This window comes from Mycobacterium sp. URHB0021, assembly GCF_054057895.1.
In genome coordinates this window covers 789370-812387 of the sequence record NZ_JBSRZT010000002.1, presented here as the reverse complement: position 1 = coordinate 812387, position 23018 = coordinate 789370, and the positions used below count along the sequence as shown (strand labels likewise).

Genomic DNA, 23018 nt, shown 5'->3' with positions numbered 1-23018 from the left:
GCTCAACGTTGCTGGTCGCGCCAGGCCAGCATGTCGTTCAATTCGGCGAAGTCATATCCCGAGTCGGTGGGATGGATCTCGGCGGTGAAGAGGGTGACGCCCTCGGCGACAAGTGCGTCGGCGTGCTCTCGGCCGGCCCAGTGCACCGACCGCTCGATCTGCTTTTCGTCGCGCCCGGCCGCCTCGGCCAGCTCCGCGAGGATTGCGTTCCTATTGCGGAACTCGTCCACGCCGGCGAATGTGTGCCAGATGTCGGCGTACTTGGCCACGATCGGCAGGGTGCGTTTGACACCAACACCGCCGATCAGGATCGGGATCTTGCGCACCGGCGGCGGCACCAGCCGCGACAGCCGGTTCTCGATTCGGGATACATAATCCTCGAACAGGTCGAACCGCGTCGCGACGGTCCCGTAGTCATATGCGTATACCGCATAATCCTTTTCGTACCAACCCGATCCGAGTCCAAGGATCAACCGCCCTGAACTGATGTGGTCGACGGTGCGGGCCATGTCGGCGAGCAGGTCCGGATTTCGGAACCCGATGCCGGTGACCAGCAGCCCGATGTCGGCGTGAGTGGTGATCTCACCCCAGGATGCCAGTGCGGTCCAGCCCTCGAAGTTGTTGACGTCGGGCTGCTCGGCAAGAAGCTGTGGCGGCCCGTCCACAGGCGGCGTCACGAAGGGCTTGTGGAAGTGGTCGTAGCCGAAGATGGCGTCGGCGCCCAGGCCGTCGGCGGTGCGCACCGCTTCGCGCCAGGTCTGGTAGTCGGGCGTGCCGCCGGGCCACAGCTGCACCCCGACGCGGATGTTGTTGGTCACGCCGCTGACAACGCGCCGACCGCCTCGGCTATTGCAGGCGGCGATAGCCACCGCCGATAGCCGCCATAAGCTCTGTCGTCTTGCCGGTTCGAGTGGCGACGGCGGACGATCTTCGGCATGGACACGGCGACGTCACTGGAGGGTTCGACCGCGCTCGTCACCGGGGCCACCTAGGGCATAGGGCAGGCGATCGCACGCCAGCTGGCCGGGCTCGGTGCTGAGGTCGTGGTGCACGGGCGCAGCGCGGATCGCGGCGACAAGACCGTCCGTGCCATCGAGGACGCCGGCGGCAAGGCGCGTTTCGTGACGGCGGATCTGGCCAAGCCCGACGAGGTTCGGCGCTTGGCCGCCGACGCCGGATCCGTGGACATCCTCGTGAACAATGCGGGTGTCTACCGGTTCGGCGCCACCGCCGACACCGACGACGCGTTCTTCGACGAGCATGTGAATCTGAACCTGCGCGCCCCTTACCTCCTGGTGCAGCAGCTCGTGCCTGCCATGGCCGAACGAGGTAAGGGTGCGGTGATCAGCCTGAGCACCGTCGCGGCGTCGACACCGGCGCGGCAGGCCGGTATCTACGGTGCCACCAAGGCCGGCCTCGAGCTGCTGACCCGGGTGTGGGCCGACGAGTTCGGCCCCTCCGGCGTGCGGGTGAACGCGGTGTCCGCGGGCCCGACGGAGACACCGGGTTCGGCCGCGATTCCGGGGCTCACCGGGGGGATGGCCACCACCACTACGCTGGGACGCGTCGCGAGTCCGGACGAAATCGCCAGCGCAGTCATCTTTCTCGCCTCGCCGGCCGCGAGCTATGTCAACGGCGCCGTCCTTCACGCCACCGGCGGCCAGTTGGCCATCGCCCCGTAGCGCCCGTCCGGCTAACCGCTTGGCGAGTCGAGGAGCGCCACGAAATGCCCGATGTCGCGTCGCCGTGAACTGGCCGGCCACACCGCCCACGTACGGCGCACCAGCGGATCGCCCGCCAACCGTGCCCAGGTGACGGAATCCGGCAGTTGACCGGGCCGGCTCTCACCGGAGAGCGCGAACGCCCTACCTGACCTGACCGACACGATCTTGATCGCCATGATCAGTTCCAGCTCGTCGGGTACCGGTGGCCCGGTGTCGATGCCGTGGCTGCGCAGGATCGACGTCAGCTCGTCGAACCATGCCGGACTGCCCGCACGCGGAAACCCGACCCACTTCATCCCGCGCAACTGGTCCAGCCCGACACCATCGGGTCCGACCAGGTCGGCGGCCGCCTCCGAGGCGATCAGGACGCCCAGATGCTCCCGCGACACCAGCATCGCGTCGAACTCGGCGCCCGCCGGGCGTTCGCGGACCAGCCCCAGGTCGAGGGTTTCCTCACGCAAGGCGGCGAACTGCGCCGCGGTCGAGAGCTGGCGGGGCACCACCGCGGTGTCGGGAAACTTCTCGGCAAAACGGGCCAGCGCGCAGGGCAGCACCGCGGGATCCAGCTCCAGCGGCACACCGAGCCTGATGACACTCCCCGTACCCGCCGTCGCCTCGGCCATGGTCGCCACCGCCTGGTCCCGTCGCGCCAGTATCGCCCTGGCCTCGGCGAGTAAGGTGATCCCGGCCTCGGTGGGCTGCACACCGGTGCTGCTCCGCACCAAGAGCTTCACACCCAGTTCGCGCTCGAGGGCGTTGACCTTCTGGGACAGGGCCGGCTGGCTAATGTGCAACCGGCGGGCCGCCGCCGACAACCCGCCCTCCTCGGCGATCGCCACGAACACGGTGAGTTCGCGGAATTCCATGGCCCATGGCCGCCTTTCACGCGCTGCCGTGCCCCCATGCGCTCAGCTTAGGGCTGTGATCGAGCACGAGTATCGGTCGATTGTTTCATTCTGAAGGTTCCTGCGTTTCCCTAAGTGGCGGGGAGATGCCGCCGTCCGCACGACCAGCGAAGGGTCTGGAGATGTCAACATATAGCTACGACGTCGTCGTCATCGGGGCCGGGCCCGTAGGACAGAGCGTCGTCGAGCGTGTCCGCGCCGCCGGCCTGTCCGTGGCCGTCGTGGAACGAGAACTCGTCGGCGGTGAGTGTTCGTACTGGGGCTGCGTTCCGAGCAAGGCTTTGCTGCGACCCGTCCTCGCGCTGGCCGACGCGCGTCGGGTCGACGGCGCCCGTGAAGCGATCAGCGGTGCCCTGTCTCCCGAAGGCGTCTTCGCCAGGCGCGATCATTACGTCTCCCACTTCGACGACAGCGGCCAGGCGAACTGGATCAAGGCCACGGGCGCGGAACTGTTCCGGGGCCATGCCCGCCTCGATGGTCTGCGGCGCGTCACGGTCACCACTGCCGATGACCAGGTTCTGCTGCTCTGCGCACGGCGGGCGGTCGCGGTTTGCATCGGAAGCGGCGCCGCGATACCGGACATCCCCGGTATCGCCGAGGCACGCCCGTGGACCAATCGCAAAGCGACAGACAGCAATTCGGTACCTGCTCGGCTGGCCGTCGTCGGCGGCGGCGGCGTCGCCGTCGAAATAGCCACTGCCTGGCAGGGATTGGGCGCACAGGTGACACTGCTTGCCCGCGGAACAGGTCTGCTACCCAGAATGGAACCGTTTGTCGGCGAGCTCGTCGGCCGCGGGCTTGGCAGGGCGGGGGTAGATGTGCGGGTCGGGGTGTCGGTCACCCAGCTGCATCGACCCGGCGGCACCGGGCCCGTCACCGTAGCGCTAGACGACGGTACCGACCTCGAAGTGGACGAGGTGTTGTTCGCTACCGGCAGGGCGCCGCTCACTCACGACATCGGCATGGACACAGTGGGTTTGACGCCCGGCTCGTGGCTGGACGTCGACGACACGTGTCGCGTGCTCGGTGTCGGGGACGGCTGGTTGTACGCGGTCGGAGACACCAACCATCGCGCCCTACTCACCCACCAGGGCAAGTACCAGGCCCGCATCGCGGCCGCCGCGATCGTGGCCCGCGCCGCGCTGCGGCCGGTGGACACCGCCCCGTGGGGTTGCCACAACACGACGGCCGACAGGTATGCGGTGCCGCAGGTGTTCTTCACCGATCCGGAGGCGGCGACCGTGGGGCTGTCGGCGAAGGAGGCCGCCCGAGCGGGGCGCCGGATCCGCGTCGTCGACGTCGAGATCGGCGACGTGGTGACGGGCGCCAACCTCTACGCCGACGGATACTGCGGGCGGGCCCGGATGGTCGTCGACCTCGATGACGACTGCGTGCTCGGCGTCACCTTCGTGGGCCCCGGGGTCAGCGAACTGCTGCACTCGGCGACCGTCGTGGTGGCCGGCCGGGTTCCGATCTCCCGGCTGTGGCACGCCGTGCCGTGCTTTCCGACGATCAGCGAAGTGTGGCTGAGGTTGCTGGAGGCCTACCGCGACGCGTGAGTATCACGCGGCGTTCTCGTCGGCGGCCCACAGCCCGTCGATGGCATCGACCGCGCGGCGAAGGCTTTCGGCGGCAAGCGGCCTGAGCTCCGCCAGCGCCGGATTCGCGTCGGCCATCGTCAGTTCCGCCGTGATGAACCGTGGCGTCAGCCCGGGGAGGGCCACCGCATGCGGCAGCCACGCCTCGTTGTGGTCCCAGCCGGCACGCGGCGTGCCGGCGCCATAACCGCCCCCTCGGCTGGCGAGCACGACGAAATCGGTGCCGGTCAGCGTGCCTGCGCCGGTTTCGGCGTCGATCGACAGGCCTTGCGCGACGATGTGGTCCACCCAAGCCTTGACCGTGCTGGGCGGCCCGAAGTTGTACAGCGGCAGACCCAGGATCAGTGTGTCGGCCCGCTTGATCTCGTCCACCAGTTCGACGCTCAACGCGAACGACGCTTCCTGTTCGGCCGTGCGCTGCCCCGCCGGTACCAGTCGAGCCATCCCGGTCGCGGAATCGAGGTGCGGGATCGGATTCAGGGCGAGGTCGCGGTAGGTGACGCCGCCGCCGGGATGCACGGCGAGCCACCGCTGCGCGGCGCGGGCGGAGAGCCGCCTGCTGACCGACCGGTCGCCCTGGACCGAGGAATCGATATGAAGGAGCTGCGACATCAGTGACCTTTCATTGATCATTTGTGTATTACAAATGATCTATACCAGACTGACGGTTGGTCTATTCCCGTAGGCTGGCCGGTGTGAGCCGGAAGCGGACCGTCACCCCGAACGACCAGCTCCTGGGCCCGTTGCTCGACCTGCTCGCGCGGCGGTTGCGGGCCGAGGCGGTGGCCGAGCTCACGACATTCGGGCTGCGCCCGCGGCATGTGATCGCGATGACGCTGCTGCGCGATCTCGGCGAGCAGAGCCAGTCCGATCTCGCCGACCGGCTCGGCATCGACCCCACCAACCTCGTGGCGTTACTGAACGATCTCGAGGCCGACGCACTGATCGAGCGCCGGCGGTCGCCGCAGGACCGCAGGCGGCACACGGTGGTCCTGACGACTGCGGGCGCCCGTCGGCTCGCCGACGTCGAACACGTGGTCGCGGGTTCGGAGAAGCGGCTCTTCGCCGCGCTCGCCGCCGATGAGATGGCGACGCTGCACAGCCTGCTGCACCGCGCCGCCGCGGCGGCCGCAGGCGGCAAGGACGCGCCTGCCGTGTCGCCGGACTGTACGGGCGCCGCGCTGGCGGTCGATTGCGCCGACGACCAGTCCGCTGGGAATAGTCTTTAGGGCATGGCCGACTTCGATGCCGCGGCCATGTTCGCGGACTCACCCGTCGCGGTGCTCGCCACCGTCGGCAGCGACGGCGCACCGCACGTCGTGCCGGTGGTCTTCGCGGTGCACGCCGACGTCGTCTACACCGCCATCGACGCCAAGCGAAAATCCACCCGGCGACTGCGCCGGCTTGCCAACATCGAGGGGAATCCACAGGTGAGTCTGCTCGTCGAGCATTACGACGACGACTGGGCACAGCTGTGGTGGGTGCGTGCCGACGGCGTCGCGGAGATTCACCACCGGGGCGACGAAATGGCCGACTGCTACGCCCTGCTGCGCCGGAAATACCCTCAGTACCACCGCATTGCGCTCGACGGTCCGGTCGTGACGGTCGACGTGCGAAAGTGGTCGTCATGGCAAGCCTGAACGACGGCGGCGCCTCGTCCAAACAGCAGCCCCTGCTGGTCCTCGGCAAGATCACCGAGATCCTCGACGCGTTCTCGCTGTCGCGGCCGTCGATGACACTCGGCGAGATCCAGCAGGCCACCGGCCTGCCCACTTCGACGGTGCAGCGGCTGGTGAGCAATATGGTCTCGCAGCGGCTGCTGGACCGCGTCGGGGACCAGATCCGCATCGGTGCGCGAATGGCTTACTGGGCGGCCACGGCGACAAAGGATCTCGACGTGCTGTCGGTGGTGAACCCGGTACTCAAGGAGATGCGCGACAAGACGGGCGAGACCGCCTGCTTCTTCAAGGTCGAACAGACCTTCCGGGTGTGCGTCGCCATCGCCGAGACCCGCCACGCGCTGCGCCGGGACATGTACGTCGGCAAGGTCATTCCGCTGCATGCCGGTTCGGCTTCGCGCGTGCTCCTGGCCTGGAATCCAGAACTCGCGGAAAAGATCACGAGCGCACCGCTGGAGCCGCTGACCGACTACACGGTCACCAGCCCCGACGAACTTCGGACGCTCATCGCCCAGGCGAAGGCCGATGGCTATGCGATCACCAATGGCGAGCGTGAGGATTCGGCATCAGGCCTCTCGGCGCCGGTGTTCGACTCGGCCGGTGACATCATCGGCGCGGTCACGATCAGCGGCCCGACCATCCGGATGCCCCGCGAGCAGTGCGAGGCCTGGGTGGACCTGTTGGTCGGCTATGCCGAACAGGTCACCCGCACCATCGGCGGTCGGATCCCCCACTAGCTTCTTCGTGTTTTCGCGAGCGTGCGTGTCTGCGGCCGACACGCCGGGCGACACACTGAGTTTGCGCGCCCTGGTAAGACGCAATCCCACCGACCATGGCCTGCAAACCGGCAACCCCGCCGTCCGCCCACGAGGCCGAGCGTGCGTGAAGTGCCATCCCAACTCGGCGTGTCGGCCGGGGACACGCACGGTCGCGGTTCAGCGGATGACCCAGTCAAAGGCCTTCGACTTGGACCGGGCGCCCTCGGCGGCGCGTGAACGGTTCGGCTCGCCGAGTTCGGCCAGCAACTTGTCGCTGGTGCCGACCAACGCGGCCAGCACGTCGGGGTTGAACCAGGCCGGCCGCGTCGCGAACAGCAGATCCTCGGTGGAGGTATTGCCACTGGCGCCGGGCGCGAAGGGGCAGCCACCGAGTCCACCCAGCGCTCCGTCGACCATCGCGGCTCCGGCGCTGATCGCGGCCAACGAATTGGCCACGCCGAGCCCCCAGGTGTCGTGGCCGTGGAAAACGATGCGCCGCAATGGGACTCGGGTCCGTAGCGCGGTGACCAGATCGGTGACTTGGGTGGGGATGGCCTGGCCGATGGTGTCGCAGACCACCACGTCGTCCGCCCCGGCGGTGCGCGCATCGGCGGCGATACCGATCACCCGTCGAGGATCGGTCGGGCCTTCGAACGGACAGGTGAACGCCGTCGCCAGGCACAGCTGAATGGAGCCACCCACTTCCTGTGCGATGCGGACCGCCGCGGGCATGGCCGCCACGCTGTCCTCGGTGGTGCGGCCGATATTGGCCTTGTTGTGGGAATCCGACGCGGAGAAGCAGTACTGGAACCGGCGCGCGCCCGCCGCGGCCGCCTTCTCGACGTGCCGCGGCGTCGCCACCCAGACCCAGCACCGGTCGAGTTCCTCCGGCGTCAGGGCCGCGATGACGTCGAGCGTATCGGCCAGGGGAGGCACGAGTTCGGGCCGGGCCATCGAGCCGATCTCGAGCGCGGGAATGCCCACCGCCAGCAGTTCGCGTACCAGTTCCACCTTGCGCTCGGTGGGCAGCACCTTCGCGGTGAGCTGCAGGCCGTCGCGCAACGTCACGTCGCGCAGTTCGGCCGCCGGTGAATATGGCCGTGCCGTCGTATCTCGATCTGATGTCATGTCCGTACTCCGATCTCTTCGTCGGTGAGACCCAGCAGCGACGACAACACCTCATGGGTGTGCTCACCGAGGTCGGGCCCGACACTGCGGATGGGCAACGACTGCCCGCCGATTACGGGAACGATCCCGGTGAACCCGACGCTCTGCGGTTCATCCTCCCCGGTGTCGACGGCGAAGTGCTGAATCATGTTTCGGGCCGCATATTGGTCGTCGGCACAGATGTCGGCCGCGGTGTAGATCGGCCCGCTCGGCACACCGGCCGCGTCGAGGATCTTCAACGCCTCGTCGCGGTCGTACTGGATGGACCACTGCCCGATCGCTTCGTCGAGTTCCTCGCGGCGTAACCACCGTCCGGCGTTGCTCTGCAAATCGGGGTCGGCGGCCAGGTCGGGCCTGCCGATGGTGTCCATGTAGCGCTGGAAGATCGCATCGCCGTTGCCCGCGATGATGACGCTGGTGCCGTCCGCGCACGGATAGGCGTTGCTGGGTGCTATGCCTTCCATCCGACCACCCACGCGCTCCCGCTTGACACCGTAGGCGAGGTAGTCGGGCACCAGGGACTCCATCACCGAGAGCACCGCCTCGTTCAGGGCGACGTCGATGACACGCTGGGCGAGCGGGACTTTTGTCCGCTCCCGCTGGAACAGCGCCATCACGGTGCCGAAGGCGGCGTAGATACCCGCGATCGAGTCGCCGATCGAGACGCCCATCCGCACGGGCGGCCGGTCGGGGTCACCGATGAGCTCCCGCAACCCGCCGAACGCCTCTGCCACTGCAGCGAATCCCGGACGTTCCGCCAGCGGGCCGGTCTGCCCGAACGCCGAGATGCGGGTGATCACGAGTTCGGGGTTGACGCTGTCGAGTACCTCGGGACCCAGGCCCCATTTCTCGAGCGTGCCCGGGCGGAAGTTTTCCAGCAGCACGTCGCAGTGCCGCAGCAGATCGAGCACGATGTCGCGGCCGCGGTCGGTCTTCAGGTCGAGCACGATCGACTTCTTGTTGCGGTTGATCGTCCGGTAGAGCATCGAGGTGTCGCCGGCGTACAGCCGCCAGTTCCGCAGTTCGTCGCCGGTGACCGGCCGCTCCACCTTGATCACTTCGGCGCCGAAGTCGGCGAGCATCCGCCCTGCCGTCGGGGCCGCGATGTAGTTGCCCAGTTCGAGCACCCGTACGCCGGCCAGGGGTCGAACGTTGTTGTCGTTCAATGGTATTCCTTCTGGGTTCAGTATCAGAACAGTGCGCTCATAGGCAGGATGAGCAGGATCGCCACCACGGAGGCTACGGAGACGCCGACGGTCACGGTCTTGAGTGCCCCGCGGGTGGACTGCCCCAGCAGCGACTGCAACATCCAGAAGGTGTTGCTCGTCACATGCACGCAGAAAAACGATCCTGCGCCTGCGGCCAGCGCGAGCAGCACCGGGTCGACGCCGATGTGCGGTGCGACCGGGGCCAGGATTCCCGCCGCGGTGATGGCGGAGATGCTTATCGAGCCGATCGCGATGTGCAGCGCCGCCGCGATCGCCCATACCACCAGCAGCGGTGCGACCGTGCTCGCCGTGAAGTACTCGCCGAGCACGTCGCCGAGGCCTGTTGCCTTGATGGTGGCGGCCAGCGAGCCGCCGACGCCGGTCAGGATCAGGATCTGTCCGCTCTCCTTGAAGCCGGTGCCGATGGCGCGCTGGACCGCTTCGGCACCGACGGCATAGCGGCCGACGAAGCTGGTCCCGACCAGACCGATCAGCAGCGCGATGACCGGCGAGGAGACGAACTTGACGATCGGGTTGTGGATGTCGGCAGCGTCGAGGATCGCGCCGACCGCGACGAGGACGAGCGAGGAGATCAGCGGTGCGAACAGCAGGAGCAACGGTGCCCGGGTGCGGGTCTGCGTCGCCGCGGTCTTGGTGGTCACGCCACCCGAGGCGCCACCGTCGACACCGGAGGCGCCGCTGTCACCGGAGCCATTGGAAGCGGGTGACGCACCGGCCGGCTCACCACCGAGTTCCGTATCGGCTTCCGAACCGCTGTACGCCTGCTCGTCGCGATCTTCGTTCCACCACCCGCGCATGAAGACGAACTGCATGATGGTCACCGCGATCGCCACGGTCGGGATCACCAGCAGAACGCCGAAGAGCAGCATCTTGCCGAGCGGCACTCCGAGCAACCCGGCGAGGCCGAGCGCACCGACGCCGGGAACGGTCAGCGCGAGGCCGCAATCGAGGCCGATGGCCATCGCCACCGCCATCCGCCCAGTGCCCTTCTTGCCGATCTTGGTGGCCATCGACCGCGCCAGCGGCGCGGAGATGACCAGCAGCACGTCGACGTAGATCGACTGCAGGAAGGTCGCGATGGTCAGCGACATCGCATACGGCATGCGTTTGGCGCCGAACACTTTCAGCAGCGTTTCCACCAGCCGTTGAATCGCGCCGGTCCGCTGAAGAATCGAGCCCATCAGCACACCGAAGGCGATCAGCAGGCCGATCTCGGCCATGATGTCGCCGAATCCCTTCATGATCGCGTCGATCGTCTTCTCGACGCCGATGCCGGTGGCCAGCCCGAGGTAGGCCGACCCGGTCACCAGCGAGACCACCGGGTTGAACTTGAACCGCACGATCAGCAGCACGACCGCGAGGATCGCGATGGCGGTGTTGACGACTAAAGCAAGGTGCGACATCGGACCTGATCCCTTCGAATGCGCCGGTTGTCCTGATGTATCGCGCGACACCCGGGCTGACGGTGTGACGGCGACCACTTCGACGACTACTCACATTATGAGCATGAACCCGCAATATAAGCAACCCCGCAGGACAGCGACCCCGCCGCAACAGCCGAAAGGGGCACCCGCCGTCGCGGTGCCCCTCGGTTATCGGTCAGGCCGCACCGAACTGCTCCTGCACCGCACCGATCAACGCGGTGAGTGCCTCGCGGCCCTCGGGGTCCACATAGCTGACATCGTCGGAGAAGAGCGGAGTTCTGCGTACCGGGGCGGGGCGGACATGCGGTGGTCTCCTCGTGAGAACGGATCGGACGGCCGGCCTGTCCGCCGGCCACGAACCCACCGAATGCCTTGTGCTCGGTGTCACTTCGGGGAATTGTGGATTACAGGAGCAGCGTCGCTTCTGATCTCATGTCGGCTCCGCCGACGGGAGGGAACGTCATGGCCGACAAGACGACCCAGGGCGCCGGAGCCGCCCCCACCGCGGACAGTCCGGCCGCCATCCGCAACGTGGTGCTGGTGGGCCCATCGGGTGGCGGCAAGACGACACTCGTCGAGGCCCTTCTGGTGGCCTCCGGGGTACTCACCAGACCCGGCACCGTGGGTGAGGGCACCACCGTCTGCGACTGCGACGAAGCGGAGATCGCCCAGCAGCGCTCGGTCGGCCTCGCGCTGGCCCCGCTCGCGCACGACGGCGTCAAGATCAACCTGATCGACACTCCCGGCTACGCCGACTTCGTGGGTGAACTGCGCGCAGGGCTGCGGGCGGCCGACTGCGCATTGTTCGTCATCGCGGCCAACGAGGGTGTCGACGAACCGACCAGATCGCTGTGGATGGAGTGCAGCCAGGTCGGCATGCCGCGCGCGGTGGTGATCACCAAACTCGATCACGCCCGGGCCAACTACGACAGCGCGCTGGCCGCCGCGCAGGAGGCATTCGGCGACAAGGTGCTGCCGCTGTACCTGTCCGCCAATTCACCCTGCACCGGTCTGATCGGGCTGCTGTCCCAGACGCACTACGAGTACGCGCAGGGCACGCGGACCACCCGCGACCCGGACAGCTCATACGGCGACCGGATCGAACAGCACCGGGGCACGCTGATCGAGGGAATCATCGAGGAGTCCGAGGACGAGACGCTGATGGAGCGCTACCTCGGCGGCGAAGAGATCGATCAGTCCGTGCTCATCGAGGATCTCGAGAAGGCGGTCGCCCGTGGCTCGTTCTTCCCGGTGATCCCGGTGTGCAGCAGCACCGGCGTCGGCACGCTGGAACTGCTCGAGATCATCGCCAGCGGTTTCCCGTCTCCGCCCGAACATCAGCTGCCCGAGGTGTTCACCCCGCAGGGCAGGTCGCGCAACAGCCTGACGTGCGATCCCGACGGTCCGCTGCTGGCCGAGGTCGTCAAGACGACGTCGGATCCCTACGTCGGCAGGGTCAGCCTCGTCCGGGTGTTCTCCGGGACCATCAGGCCCGACGCGACCGTGCACGTGTCGGGCCATTTGTCGTCGTTCACCGGCTCCGGCACCTTCGCGAGCTCCCATGCCACCTCCACCGTGCACGCCGATCATGACGAGGACGAACGCATCGGCACGCTGTCCTTCCCCCTGGGCAAGCAGCAGCGGCCCGCGCCCTCGGTGGTGGCCGGCGACATCTGTGCGATCGGCAGGCTGAGCCGCGCGGAGACCGGCGACACGCTCTCGGACAAGGCCGACCCGCTGGTGCTCAAGCCGTGGACGATGCCCGAACCGCTGCTGCCGATGGCCGTGCAGCCGCGCGCCAAGACCGACGAGGACAAACTCTCGGTCGGCCTGCAGCGGCTCGCCGCGGAAGACCCGACGCTGCGCATCGAGCAGAACCCCGAAACCCACCAGATCGTGCTGTGGTGCATGGGCGAGGCCCATACGGGCGTGGTCCTCGATGCGCTCGCCCGCCGCTACAGCGTGGCCGTCGACACCGTCGAACTGCGGGTGCCGCTGCGGGAGACGTTCGCCGGCCATGCGAAAGGACACGGCCGACACGTCAAACAGTCTGGCGGACATGGCCAATACGCCGTGTGCGACATCGAGGTCGAGCCGCTGCCCGAAGGCTCCGGCTTCGAGTTCGTCGACAAGGTCGTCGGCGGCGCCGTGCCGAGGAACTTCATCCCGAGCGTCGAAAAGGGCGTCCGGGCACAGATGGAGAAGGGCCTACTCAACGGGGCAGGCGCCGGCTATCCGGTGGTCGACATCCGGGTCACGCTCTTCGACGGCAAGGCCCACAGCGTGGACTCCTCGGACTTCGCGTTCCAGATGGCGGGCGGTCTGGCCCTGCGTGACGCGGCCGCGGCGACCAAGGTGAACCTGCTCGAACCGGTCGATCTGGTCTCGGTGTTGATACCCGACGATCTCGTCGGTGCCGTGATGAGCGACCTGGCCGGCCGGCGCGGCCGCGTGCTGGGCACCGATAAGGCGGGCGAGGACCGCACCCTGGTGAATGCCGAGATCCCCGAAGTCGAGCTCACCCGGTATGCGATCGACCTGCGCTCGCTGTCGCACGGATCCGGCTCGTTCACCCGATCTTTCGCCAGGTACGAGCCCATGCCGGAGTCGGCCGCGGCCAAGGTGAAGACCTCCGCCTGAGCCTTCCCTTACTTGGGGATACCGGCTAGCGGGAAGCCGGTTTGGGCGTCACCCGCGATGACACGCGCCCGTTCGCCCGCGAACCTGAATTACATGCTCGACATCCAGCGGACCATCGGCGCGACCGAGATCGTCGGTACGGCCCCCATCCAAGCACCCTTCGACGGGGCGGCCGTCTACCCACGGCTCTACCACCACCTCGTCGCCACACTGTTCCTCGCGGTGGCCGCGCTGGCGGCAGCCTGGCTGTTTCTTTTTACGTGACCAACGTATGGGTGCTAGCCGGTATAGCCGGGTCCGGAATTCCAGAGGAGGGCATTGGGGGACAGCCGTGGCGACAACGCCGGGAGAGCAAACCAGAGTTGGAGACACAGAAGCGGACCGGCGATCGTCAGGAGATGTAATGCGAAGTGCCAGCGTAACAGCGTTGTCCCAGAACATAATTCGTGCCGATCAGGTCGATCAGGTAGACCCCGTGGATGATACGGATTTGATCGCCCGGTTCGAACGGGACGCGCTGCCGCTTCTCGAGGGGTTCTACCGCCAGGCGCTGAAACTGACCCACAATCACGCGGAGGCCGAGGATCTGCTGCAGGAGACCGCAGCCAAGGCGTTCGCCGGGTTCCACAGTTTCCGCGACGGCACCAACCTGGGCGGCTGGCTGTACCGGATCCTGCTCAACAGCCACATCAGCAGCTATCGCAAACAGCAGCGCCGCCCGGTCCAGTGGCTCACCGAGGAGATCACCGACGGCCAGATGATGGCCGAGGCCCGCCACTCGTCGAACGGTCTGCGCTCAGCCGAAGATCAGGTGCTCGACCTCCTGGAGGACGACGACATCAAGGCCGCGATGCAGAAGCTGCCCGAGAAGCTGCGCACCGCGATCTACTACGCCGACGTCGAGGGCTTCCGGTTCAAGGAGATCGCCGAACTCACCGACGTCCCGCTGGGCACCGTCATGTCTCGGCTGCACCGTGGCCGCCGCCAGCTGCGCAGCCTGCTGGCCGACGTGGCCAGGGACCGTGGTTACGCACTGACCGAGGTCGCTTAGCGGAGCGGGTCTCCCCGCCACGCGAAGCTGTTGACGTACTTGCCCATATCCAGAGCGATCTGGAGGTTGGCGCCCGACGGCTTGCCGATGCCCGAGTCAGGACCGAACTGCCGGAACGGGCCGACCGCGGCGGCGATCAACGCCAGATCGTTCTTCACGGCCACCATCACCAGCACCCGCATCTTCAGGTAGCTCATGTTGGAGCCCTGCGGCCAGCAGTCGGCGGCTTCGCCGTATCCGGCTTGGTATCCGACCATCGCATTCGGGATCTCGTAGGCCGTGCGGGTGTCCGGGAACGTCCGGCCGACCAGATCGTGCGCGATCTGCTGAGGGGATCGGCCGCCGGCGGGCTGACTGAACAACTGCAGCGTGCCACCGTCGCCGGCAAGCAGATCGGCCGTTACGCCGTCGGCCTTCGTCGTGACCTTGTAGGCCGCGCCCTCCGCGGGATAGGACACCGAGAACGAGCCATCGGCGGCGGTGAACCGGGGATTGATCTCCACGGGTGTGCCGGTCGGCGGCCGGCCGCAGTCGGGTGGACACACGTACCGCACCGACGGCTTGGTCATCAGCGCCGAGACGCCGACCAGTGCCGAGGCGACGACCGCGATCGCGACGAACCAGATGACCACCAGCCGGGTCCGCGACGTCCGGTGCACCGGCGGCGCCGCGTACGTCCCCCTCGGGACGGCGTAGCCGGGAAAAAAGTCGGTGGTGGAACCGCGCACCGAGCTCGTCATGAACGCTCGGGACCGGAATCGGTGCGCACCGGACGCGCCTCCCGCCGCGCCTGCCTCGATGACCGCGACGACGCCCGGGTCGCCACCCCGCAGGCGGGACAGAACGCCATATCCGGCACGACATGGCCGCAGTGCGTACACAACAGCGGCTCATCGGACTGGATCTCGTCATGCGCCTCGTGCAGCAGGGCCAGATGTAACCCGACGCGCAGCACGAGCAGCGACACCACCGCCAGCATCAGGTACAGCATCAGCATCAGCACCTGCGGGAAATGCGCGACGTCGATCAGCCCGAGAGCCAGATACACCGCCAGCACGATCGCCGCGAACACGACCAGGATCAGCCGCACCAGCCCCGGCCGCTGCGCAGCCTTGCTCGGCGGCCGGGTGAACCACAGTGCGGCACCGATCAATCCGCCCGCGGCCGCCGCGATCAACGGCACGGCGATGCCCCGGATTCCCGCCTCGACCATGAGGCTCTCCATCGGGCGCTTGCTCACCACCCCGCTTTCGAACTGCGGCGCCAGCCGCGTCAGGGTCGCCGCCGCGGTGAAGGCGAGCGCACCGAGGACGCCGACCATGAAGCCGTCCAGCGCCTCCCGCGTCGGCGGCCGCAGCAACCGCACGATCACCGCGGGCATCAGCATCAGGATCACTCCGCCGAGCGGGATGGCGACGCCCATCTGCAGCATGCGGGCGCCGACTACCCCTGCGCCCAGCGCGATTTGGTACGAACGAGCGACCAGGGCGCCGGTCGCCAACACCCAGCCGACGCCGAGCCCGATACCGAGCACCGCCGTCAGCACCAGGCTGCGGATCGGCAGATCGTTTACTGCGTCAGACTCCCTGAGGTAGAGCAGGAACAACATCGGCAGCCCCAGCGCCGCCACCGTGACCACGGCAGCGGGCACCCGCAGCAGCGTGAAGGCGATCAGCGCCAGCAGCACCACGCCCAGCCCGATCCGGAAGGCCGTCCGCGACCGTTGCGGCAGATGCGGGAAAAGCGAACTCGCCACCGACAGTTGCAACAGGTGTTCGTTCGGCGCCGCTCCGTAGTCCCGCATGCGCAACCAGTCGGGCCCTTCCCCACGTCGCGGGGTCAGGTGACAGCCGCACAGTCCGCAGTACTCGCCGTCCGGAACGTCGGTCTCGCAGATCCGGCATTCGGTGGTCGGCACGGCGTCGTCGTCCTGTTCGGGTCCGGTGCTCATGGGCTTGCCTTCTGGAGTACGAGAATATTGCGGACGAGGTTGTCCACATCGGGAGAGCCGAGGCCGGTGACCATGTCGTAGCCGGGCCCGGCATCGGCCACGGCGTTCCCGCCGAGCGTGATGTCACGGAAGCCGGGTAGCGCCGCACCCGCCGCGATGCGGTACAGCATCGGGTTCAGGTCGCCGATCAGGCGCCCGCCGTTGGCGACCAGATACTGGTTCATCACGGCCGCCATGCCGGCCCAGATCGGCGCCGACTGCGACGTACCGCCGCCCACCACCTGTTGCTGGTTCAACACGATCTGCACACCGGTGAACGGATCGGCGACCGCCGCCACGTCGGGCGTCAGCCGTCGACCGGGGTCCTGGTCTCGCGCCACGCCTCGCTGCCAGTCGGGGCGGTCGAACAGCGAGGACACGCCTCCCCCGGTGCCGATCGAGAGCGGGACGTCGAACCACGTCTGTTCGGCCAGCCACCTGCCTGTCGCATCGGTGGACAGCGTGGTGCCACCGACGTCGGTCATCTCCGGCAACGACGCCACCGAGTCCAGGCCGATGTCCGACGGGCCCGGCGGAGACGACCAGTCCTGTCCGCCACGGCATTCCATGCCTGCGAGATCACCACTGGCGTTGAACGCCGTGGTGCCGTGCGAGTGTGCGGTTCGCAGCGCCGAGCGCACCGGCGCCAGATCCGCTGCCGTGTGCAGCTTGTCGCACCCCCAGCCGATCGAAAAGCTCCACACCGCACCGGGAAACTGTCGGTCCGCGGACTCGAACATGTCCGAGATCTTCTCGAAGGCGCCGTCGCCCTCGACCGTCGGCCGCGCGTTGATGACCACCATCGTGGCATCCGGTGCAATGGCGTGGGCGACCTCGAGGTCCATCGTCGTCTCGCCGCGCGGTTCACTGGGCTGACCGCCGACCAGGGTTGGGGTGAATCTCGGCAGGCGATAGTCGTCGGCGAACATGTCGAGGTCGGACTGGTCGAACCCGTCGAACGCGAAGAACACGATGGTGGTGCCCTTGCCGGTGAACCCGTCGGCGGCGAGGCGGCCGAGGTTGTAGCTGTTGCGCAGCGCGGTCGGCGTCAGCCCCCGGTCGGGCACATCAAGGGGAATGAAGTCGGGACGGTTCGTGCGGTGCGGCGTATAGCCGAGGATCCGGCCCAATTCGGCGACCTCGCCGCGCAGCTGATCAGGGATGTCGGGCTGCTGCGGCGAGGCATAGAACAGCTGGCCCCGCATGCCCCGGTAGTCGTGCACCTCGACGCGGAACGCGCTGGCCACTCGTTCGGCGGTGCCTTCGACGACGGCCCAGTCCTCGCCAGGCCGCCACCGAACCGCCAACCCGTTACGGTCCGCCCAGCCGTACAGCTGCTGAGGCCGGCCGCCGTCGCGCAATGCGGCCGTCAGCTGAGTCTGGCCCCGGTGCGACAACCCGAGATCGGTCGAGCTCGCCAGCAGGTAGGCGTATGGCCCTGTGATCGTCCCGGGCCGGTCGAAGCCCGGTCCTCGGTGCAGGTCGGAGACCAACACCGAAACCGCCACGGCGATCAAGGCCAGCACACTCACATGCCGGGCAGTCACACCCGCCAGAGTACTTGTGAACAGGCCAGACGACGGTTCAGTTGTCGCCGGGAGGAGCGGTGGGCGCCGCCGGCGCCTTCACCGGCGGCGTGAACAGATTGCCGCCCGTGGGGTTGATCGACTTCTCGGTCGGCTCGACGGGAGGCGGCGGCGCGGGGGTCGCAGGCGACGTCGTCGTGGTCGTCGTCGTGGTGGAGGTCTCGGGGGCCTTCTCCTCTTCCTTGGCGCAGGATGCGGTCAAACCGACCATCACCACGATCGCGCTACCGCCGACAGCCGCGGCGACGCCGCGAGTCAAACGACCTGACCTCATGTTGCAGTCCTATCTACTCCCGACCCTGTGCCGAAGCTGTGAACTACCGTCCGGCGAACGGAACTCTAACCGAATGTCCAAACAACCGCACTCCCATTGCCGGTTACCGCGCACGACCCGAGGATTGAAAAGCGTTCAGTCCGGCTACACCGCCGATATCTCGTCAAGCCAGCCCGCGAGGTGGTCACCGTGTACCAGCAGATTCTCGATCCGGTAGCGCATTCTCTGGCGTGGAGTTCTCTTGTCGCCGCCCTGCCCCTCCTCCTTCTCTTCGTGATGCTCGGCGCACTGCGAATAACCGCCTGGATCGCGTCGGTGGTCTCGCTCGTGGTGGCCATCGTGATCGCCATCGCCGTGTACGGGATGCCGGTCGGTCAGACTCTGCTGGCCGGCACCGAAGGCGCGGCCTTCGGGTTCTTCCCCATCCTGTGGATCGTCATCAACGCCATCTGGGTCTACCAGATGACGGTTGAGACAGGACATTTCGATGTGCTGCGGCGGTCCTTCGCGCAAGTCAGCGACGACCAGCGGGTCCAAGCCATCATCATCGCGTTCTCCTTCGGTGCGCTCTTGGAGGCCCTCGCCGGCTTCGGCACGCCCGTCGCCGTCACCTCCGTGATGCTGATGGCGCTGGGATTCAAACCGTTGAAGGCCGCGGTGCTGGCGCTGACGGCCAACACCGCTCCCGTCGCGTTCGGTGCGATGGCAACGCCGATACTCACCCTGGGCAAGGTGTCTGGGCTGTCCAGCGACACCTTGGGCGCGATGGTCGGCAGGCAGACGCCGATCCTGGCGCTGTTCGTCCCGCTGGCATTGGTGGCGATCGTCGACGGGTGGCGCGGCGTGCGCGACACCTGGCCGGTCGCCGTCGTCTGTGGCGTCGTCTTCGCCATCGCCCAGTACGCAACGTCGAACTTCGTTTCGGTTCCGCTCACCGATGTGGTCGCTTCGCTGTTGTCGGCGGCCGCGGTGGTAGGGATGGTGCGCATCTGGCGGCCGCGCCACACGATGGCGCCGGCCCCGGTCGCGGGCGGCTCCGTCGACGAGCCGACGCCCGAATTCGCCCAGCGAGTCGAGCATCCCGACGACCGCGGGAAAGATGAGCGCGGGGACGTCATCAAGGCCTACGCCCCGTACGCGATCATCATCGCGGTCTTCGTCATCTGCCAGATCTCGGCGGTCAAGAAGCTGCTCGACAAGGCCACCTTCAGCATCGCCTGGCCCGGCCTGCACGTCCTGAAACCCGACGGAGACCCGCTCTCCCTGACGAAGTTCTCGCTCAACCTTCTCACCTCCCCCGGCACCCAGATGCTGATCGCCGGAATCATCACCATGGCGGTGCTGCGCCTGTCGGTGCCGCGCGCGCTGAAGGCGTACGGGACCACGCTGCATCAACTGCGGTTCGCCATTCTCACCGTGATGGTCGTGCTGGCACTGGCGTTCGTGATGAACCTGTCGGGCCAGACGATCACGCTCGGCACGTGGATGGCCGGTGCGGGAGGCGCCTTCGCTCTGCTGTCCCCGATCCTGGGCTGGCTCGGGGTCGCCGTCACCGGTTCCGACACGTCGTCGAACTCGCTCTTCGGCGCGCTGCAGGTGGCGGCCGCCAACCAGGCCGGTCTGTCCGATGTGCTGATGGCCGCGTCGAACAGTTCCGGCGGCGTGCTCGGCAAGATGATCTCGCCGCAGAACCTGGCGATCGCGGCAGCGGCGGTCGGGATGGACGGGAAGGAAGGCGACATCTTCCGCCGGGTGATCGCGTGGAGCTTGGTGTTCCTCGTGGTGCTGTGCGCGCTGTCGGCGCTGCAGTCCTCGGACGTGTTGTCCTGGATGGTGCCCTGAATCCAGCTCTAGGCCTCGTCACGTCCCGCGCCCGCCGCGGCCCTGGTGCGCGTGATCGCCGGTTCGTGGTAGCCGGCGTCGTGCACGGCCCGCCGCACCGCTTCGCCGACCTCCTCGACCTTCTCGTCGGGAACGAGCGCGATGACACAGCCCCCGAAGCCGCCTCCGGTCATCCGCGCACCCAGCGCCCCGGCCAGCACCGCGGTGTCGGCGATCAGGTCGATGTGGCCGGTGGTGATCTCGAAGTCGTCGCGCATGGACACCTGCGACTCCGTGAAAAGCCGGCCCACTTCGACGAAGTCGGAATTCTGCAGCGCGGCAACGGTATCGAGGACACGCTGATTGTCGGTCAGGATGTGGCGGGCACGGCGCGCATCGGTCCGGTCGGTGATGCCGTTCAACGCCGTCGGGCCCCGCTCCTGCACGTCGCGAAGCGATGACACCCCCAGATCGGCCGCGGCGCGTTCACATGAAGCCCGGCGCGACGCGTATTCACCGCCGGCGTGGCGGTGCGGTGCACGGGAATTGATGAGCAGCAAAGCTACCGAGGCGGCATCCGGATCGAAGATGACCGGACGCACGGAGACCTCGCGGAAGTCGATCATCAACGCGCGCCGGGGCGCACCGCACAGTGCGGCCAGTTGGTCCAACAGGCCGGTCGGTGCGCCGACGTAGTCGTTCTCCGCGCGCTGTGCGAGTCGGGCCTGCTCGACGCGGTCGAGCTGCAGGCCCGCGGCGCTCGAGAGCGCACCGAGCACAGCGCATTCCAGTGCGGCCGACGACGAGACGCCCGAGCCCATCTCGACATCGCTGGCGATCGACATCGAGCCGCCGGGAACCGGGTAGCCGGCCGACCGCAACGCCCACACCACACCGGCGACGTAGGCCGCCCAGCCCTCGACGTCGCCGGGAACCGTGTCGAGTGCGATCGGCACGGCGCCGTGCTCACGGTCGCTGCGGACGGTGATCCGCTCCACGCCGTCACCGCCGGCGTCGAAGGTCGCCACGGTGCGCTCGGGCAGCGCGATCGGCAGCGCGAATCCCAGGTTGTAGTCGGTGTGCTCGCCGATCAGGTTGATCCGGCCCGGCGCCGCGTATCGGACCGCCACCTACACCTCCCTCAGCCGTTCGGCGACGCTTTCGGGCATGACGTCGCTGATGAAGGCGTCCATCGCGGACTCGGAACCGGCCAGGAACTTCAGCTTGGTCGCACTGCGCCGGATCGACATCAGCTCGACGTGGAAGTAGCCCTCGCGCTGCTCGTCGGTGTCGGCGTACTGATGCAGCGCCGAGATGTAGGGCAGGGGTGTGGGATACAGCCGGTCGAACCGGCGGAGCACATCGAGATAGATCTGCGCGAAGCCGGTGAGCTCCGCGTCGGTCAGGTCGACGAGGTTGTGCACGAACCTATTCGGATAGATGTGTACCTCCACCGGCCAGCGCGCCGCGAACGGTACGAACGCCGTGAACAGCTCGGTCTGGGCTACGACGCGGGCGCCTTCGGCGACCTCACGGGCCAGAATATCGGCGAAAAGGTTTCGGCCCGTACGGTTTTTGTGGGCCGTGGCCTCGGCCAGCATCACCGCCGCCCGTGGCGGCAGGTACGGATAGCCGTAGATCTGGCCGTGCGGATGGGTCAGCGTCACTCCGATCTCTTCGCCACGGTTCTCGAAGCAGAACACCTGGCGAATCCCCGGCCGCGCCATCAGATCCGCCGTGCGGTTCCGCCACGCGTCGACGACGAGGCGCGCGTGAGGCAGTTCGAGTCCGGCGAACGACCCGGTGTGGTCGCTGGAGAAGCAGATCACCTCGCAGCGGCCGTGTCCGGGCGCCGAGACGAACGCGTCCGCAGTGGTGTCCGGAAGTGCGAACGGCTGCGTGCCCGCGCCCGACAGGCTGGGGAAGCGGTTCTCGAACACCACCACATCGTAGGCGGGCGCCGGTATCTCGCTGGTCTGTCCCGACGGGCCGGGACACAGCGGGCACTGATCGGGCGGCGGCTTGTAGGTGCGGTCCTGTCGCAGCGCCGCGATGATCACCCACTGACCGGTCTGTTGATCAAAGCGCAACTGCGACTGCCGGTTTCCGCGGTCCGGCAGCGGCCTGCGGTCGGCTACAGGCGCGGGCGGGCGACCGGGCAACGCGAAGAACAACAGCTCCCGGCCGTCGGCCAGCGGCCAGCGTGTCGGCTCCCGCCCCGATCCGTTCACGGGAACGACACCGTGGCCAGCCGGAGGCTGCCGACCTCCGGTTCGACGACCGCACGGTCCTCGGGCGCCAGGCCGTCGTCGACGATGAGCGTGTCGACCTGGGACAGCCGTGCGAACACGTTCGTACCGACTTCGCCGAACTTGGTGTGATCGGCCAGCACCACCAGCTGCGCACCGATTCCGATCAACGTTCGGTTGGTCTGTGCCTCGGCAATATTCGGCGTGGTGAGGCCCGCGTCGGGATCGAGCCCGTGCACGCCGAGGTAGGTGGCGTCGACCCGGAATGCCCCGATCGCGGCATCGGCGACCGGACCGACGAGCGCATCCGACGGCGTGCGCACGCCGCCGCTGAGGTAAACCTGTGGGGCTGTCTCGGCGGAAGCACCGCCGGCCACCGGGTCGGTCAGCACCTGAAACACGCTCACAGAGTTGGTCACCACCGTGATCGACGGCCGGTGCCGCAACTGGCGGGCCAGTTCGGTGGTGGTGGTGCCCGCGCCGATCGCGATCGTCATACCCTCCTTGACGGTCCCCGCGGCGATCGTCGCGATCGCCGCCTTCTCGGCGCGCTGCTGGCCCGCCTTGACCGACGACCCCGGCTCTTCGCCGCGGTTGTGCCGGCTCACCGCGCCACCGTGCACCTTCCGCAACAGGTTTTGCGCGTCGAGGGCATCGAGGTCGCGACGGACGGTCATCTCCGAGACGTCGAGTTCGGCGGCCAGGTCCGCGACGCGCACCCCACCCCCGGCGTTGAGCGCCCGCAGGATGGCGTGGCGGCGTTCAGCGGCGAGCATGCGGAGGACACCCCCTTCACACCATCATGTCCAGCAGCGAGCGGAACGCACAATATCAAACAGATTCACACAGGACGTTTGAAAATGCTGAGATTCCGGGCACCGATCTGTTAGTTTCTGCTTGTTTCTGTTCGAACGTGTGAGGAG

At 67.6% G+C, this 23018-nt stretch carries 23 protein-coding genes; 9 read left to right on the top strand and 14 right to left on the bottom strand.

The window, feature by feature from the left end; genetic code table 11:
- Window positions 1-2: 2 nt before the first annotated feature.
- Window positions 3-818: an LLM class F420-dependent oxidoreductase gene (locus ACVWWN_RS06125; protein ID WP_457143097.1), complete on the bottom strand. Its 816-nt coding sequence runs from the start codon at window positions 816-818 to the stop codon at window positions 3-5.
- 177 nt (window positions 819-995) lie between these two features.
- Here ACVWWN_RS06125 and ACVWWN_RS06120 point away from each other — a divergent pair, with 177 nt between their 5' ends.
- Window positions 996-1682, top strand: a complete 687-nt coding sequence (locus ACVWWN_RS06120; RefSeq protein ID WP_457149015.1) for an SDR family NAD(P)-dependent oxidoreductase — start codon at window positions 996-998, stop codon at window positions 1680-1682.
- An 11-nt stretch (window positions 1683-1693) separates the two neighbouring features.
- On the opposite strand, the gene ACVWWN_RS06115 is transcribed toward ACVWWN_RS06120, so the two are convergent.
- Window positions 1694-2590 carry a LysR family transcriptional regulator gene (locus ACVWWN_RS06115; protein ID WP_457143096.1) on the bottom strand — a complete coding sequence of 299 codons (897 nt, stop codon included), beginning with the start codon at window positions 2588-2590 and terminating at the stop codon, window positions 1694-1696.
- A 161-nt stretch (window positions 2591-2751) separates the two neighbouring features.
- Between ACVWWN_RS06115 and ACVWWN_RS06110 the strand changes: the two genes are divergently transcribed.
- Window positions 2752-4188: a dihydrolipoyl dehydrogenase family protein gene (locus ACVWWN_RS06110; protein ID WP_457143095.1), complete on the top strand. Its 1437-nt coding sequence runs from the start codon at window positions 2752-2754 to the stop codon at window positions 4186-4188.
- 3 nt (window positions 4189-4191) lie between these two features.
- Here ACVWWN_RS06110 and ACVWWN_RS06105 read toward each other — a convergent pair whose 3' ends face one another.
- A complete protein-coding gene (locus ACVWWN_RS06105) occupies window positions 4192-4839 on the bottom strand; it encodes an FMN-dependent NADH-azoreductase (protein ID WP_457143094.1) in 648 nt (215 codons plus the stop codon).
- A gap of 83 nt (window positions 4840-4922) precedes the next feature.
- Between ACVWWN_RS06105 and ACVWWN_RS06100 the strand changes: the two genes are divergently transcribed.
- From ACVWWN_RS06100 to ACVWWN_RS06090, 3 genes are read left to right on the top strand one after another with little or no spacing between them, the layout of a single operon-like run.
- On the top strand, window positions 4923-5456 hold the full coding sequence (locus tag ACVWWN_RS06100) for a MarR family winged helix-turn-helix transcriptional regulator (RefSeq protein WP_457143093.1): 534 nt from the start codon (window positions 4923-4925) through the stop codon (window positions 5454-5456).
- A 3-nt stretch (window positions 5457-5459) separates the two neighbouring features.
- Window positions 5460-5867 (top strand): TIGR03668 family PPOX class F420-dependent oxidoreductase, encoded by a 408-nt coding sequence (locus ACVWWN_RS06095; RefSeq protein WP_457143092.1) that lies wholly within the window; start codon window positions 5460-5462, stop codon window positions 5865-5867.
- Complete coding sequence (locus tag ACVWWN_RS06090) at window positions 5855-6643, top strand: IclR family transcriptional regulator (RefSeq protein ID WP_457143091.1); 789 nt, start codon at window positions 5855-5857, stop codon at window positions 6641-6643. Before ACVWWN_RS06095 ends, ACVWWN_RS06090 begins: the two co-directional genes overlap by 13 nt.
- 198 nt (window positions 6644-6841) lie before the next feature.
- On the opposite strand, the gene ACVWWN_RS06085 is transcribed toward ACVWWN_RS06090, so the two are convergent.
- The 4 genes from ACVWWN_RS06085 to ACVWWN_RS06070 form a co-directional block, all read right to left on the bottom strand.
- Window positions 6842-7792 (bottom strand): hydroxymethylglutaryl-CoA lyase, encoded by a 951-nt coding sequence (locus tag ACVWWN_RS06085; protein ID WP_457143090.1) that lies wholly within the window; start codon window positions 7790-7792, stop codon window positions 6842-6844.
- Window positions 7789-8997, bottom strand: a complete 1209-nt coding sequence (locus ACVWWN_RS06080) for a CaiB/BaiF CoA transferase family protein (protein ID WP_457143089.1) — start codon at window positions 8995-8997, stop codon at window positions 7789-7791. The genes ACVWWN_RS06085 and ACVWWN_RS06080 overlap by 4 nt, the downstream gene beginning before the upstream one ends.
- Window positions 8998-9020: 23 nt before the next feature.
- Window positions 9021-10463: a GntP family permease gene (locus tag ACVWWN_RS06075; RefSeq protein ID WP_457143088.1), complete on the bottom strand. Its 1443-nt coding sequence runs from the start codon at window positions 10461-10463 to the stop codon at window positions 9021-9023.
- 196 nt (window positions 10464-10659) lie between these two features.
- On the bottom strand, window positions 10660-10872 hold the full coding sequence (locus ACVWWN_RS06070) for a hypothetical protein (protein WP_457143087.1): 213 nt from the start codon (window positions 10870-10872) through the stop codon (window positions 10660-10662).
- Between the two features lie 74 nt (window positions 10873-10946).
- On the opposite strand from ACVWWN_RS06070, the gene ACVWWN_RS06065 reads away from it, so the two are divergent.
- The 3 genes from ACVWWN_RS06065 (at window position 10947) to ACVWWN_RS06055 (ending at window position 14175) form a co-directional block, all read left to right on the top strand.
- Complete coding sequence (locus tag ACVWWN_RS06065) at window positions 10947-13124, top strand: elongation factor G-like protein EF-G2 (protein ID WP_457143086.1); 2178 nt, start codon at window positions 10947-10949, stop codon at window positions 13122-13124.
- Window positions 13125-13217: 93 nt separating this feature from the next.
- The gene (locus ACVWWN_RS06060; protein WP_457143085.1) at window positions 13218-13388 is read left to right on the top strand and encodes a hypothetical protein; all 171 of its coding nucleotides are present in this window, start codon (window positions 13218-13220) and stop codon (window positions 13386-13388) included.
- A gap of 139 nt (window positions 13389-13527) precedes the next feature.
- Window positions 13528-14175 (top strand): sigma-70 family RNA polymerase sigma factor, encoded by a 648-nt coding sequence (locus tag ACVWWN_RS06055; RefSeq protein WP_457143084.1) that lies wholly within the window; start codon window positions 13528-13530, stop codon window positions 14173-14175.
- Here the strand turns inward: ACVWWN_RS06055 and ACVWWN_RS06050 are convergent.
- Genes ACVWWN_RS06050 through ACVWWN_RS06035 form a run of 4 tightly spaced genes read right to left on the bottom strand, consistent with a single transcriptional unit; the run spans window position 14172 to window position 18025 of the window.
- The gene (locus ACVWWN_RS06050) at window positions 14172-14915 is read right to left on the bottom strand and encodes a hypothetical protein (protein WP_457143083.1); all 744 of its coding nucleotides are present in this window, start codon (window positions 14913-14915) and stop codon (window positions 14172-14174) included. The two genes, ACVWWN_RS06055 and ACVWWN_RS06050, sit on opposite strands and share 4 nt — an antisense overlap.
- Window positions 14912-16126, bottom strand: a complete 1215-nt coding sequence (locus tag ACVWWN_RS06045; RefSeq protein WP_457143082.1) for a zinc ribbon domain-containing protein — start codon at window positions 16124-16126, stop codon at window positions 14912-14914. The genes ACVWWN_RS06050 and ACVWWN_RS06045 overlap by 4 nt, the downstream gene beginning before the upstream one ends.
- Window positions 16123-17721, bottom strand: coding sequence for a S53 family peptidase (locus ACVWWN_RS06040; RefSeq protein ID WP_457149014.1), 1599 nt, complete (start codon window positions 17719-17721; stop codon window positions 16123-16125). Before ACVWWN_RS06040 ends, ACVWWN_RS06045 begins: the two co-directional genes overlap by 4 nt.
- A gap of 28 nt (window positions 17722-17749) precedes the next feature.
- Window positions 17750-18025 carry a hypothetical protein gene (locus ACVWWN_RS06035; protein WP_457143081.1) on the bottom strand — a complete coding sequence of 92 codons (276 nt, stop codon included), beginning with the start codon at window positions 18023-18025 and terminating at the stop codon, window positions 17750-17752.
- A 189-nt stretch (window positions 18026-18214) separates the two neighbouring features.
- Here ACVWWN_RS06035 and ACVWWN_RS06030 point away from each other — a divergent pair, with 189 nt between their 5' ends.
- Window positions 18215-19867: an L-lactate permease gene (locus ACVWWN_RS06030; protein WP_457143080.1), complete on the top strand. Its 1653-nt coding sequence runs from the start codon at window positions 18215-18217 to the stop codon at window positions 19865-19867.
- Between the two features lie 8 nt (window positions 19868-19875).
- On the opposite strand, the gene ACVWWN_RS06025 is transcribed toward ACVWWN_RS06030, so the two are convergent.
- From ACVWWN_RS06025 to ACVWWN_RS06015, 3 genes are read right to left on the bottom strand one after another with little or no spacing between them, the layout of a single operon-like run.
- Window positions 19876-20976: a galactokinase gene (locus ACVWWN_RS06025; RefSeq protein ID WP_457143079.1), complete on the bottom strand. Its 1101-nt coding sequence runs from the start codon at window positions 20974-20976 to the stop codon at window positions 19876-19878.
- The gene (galT, locus tag ACVWWN_RS06020) at window positions 20977-22077 is read right to left on the bottom strand and encodes a galactose-1-phosphate uridylyltransferase (protein ID WP_457143078.1); all 1101 of its coding nucleotides are present in this window, start codon (window positions 22075-22077) and stop codon (window positions 20977-20979) included.
- On the bottom strand, window positions 22074-22871 hold the full coding sequence (locus ACVWWN_RS06015; RefSeq protein WP_457143077.1) for a DeoR/GlpR family DNA-binding transcription regulator: 798 nt from the start codon (window positions 22869-22871) through the stop codon (window positions 22074-22076). The genes galT and ACVWWN_RS06015 overlap by 4 nt, the downstream gene beginning before the upstream one ends.
- Between the last annotated feature and the right edge of the window lie 147 nt (window positions 22872-23018).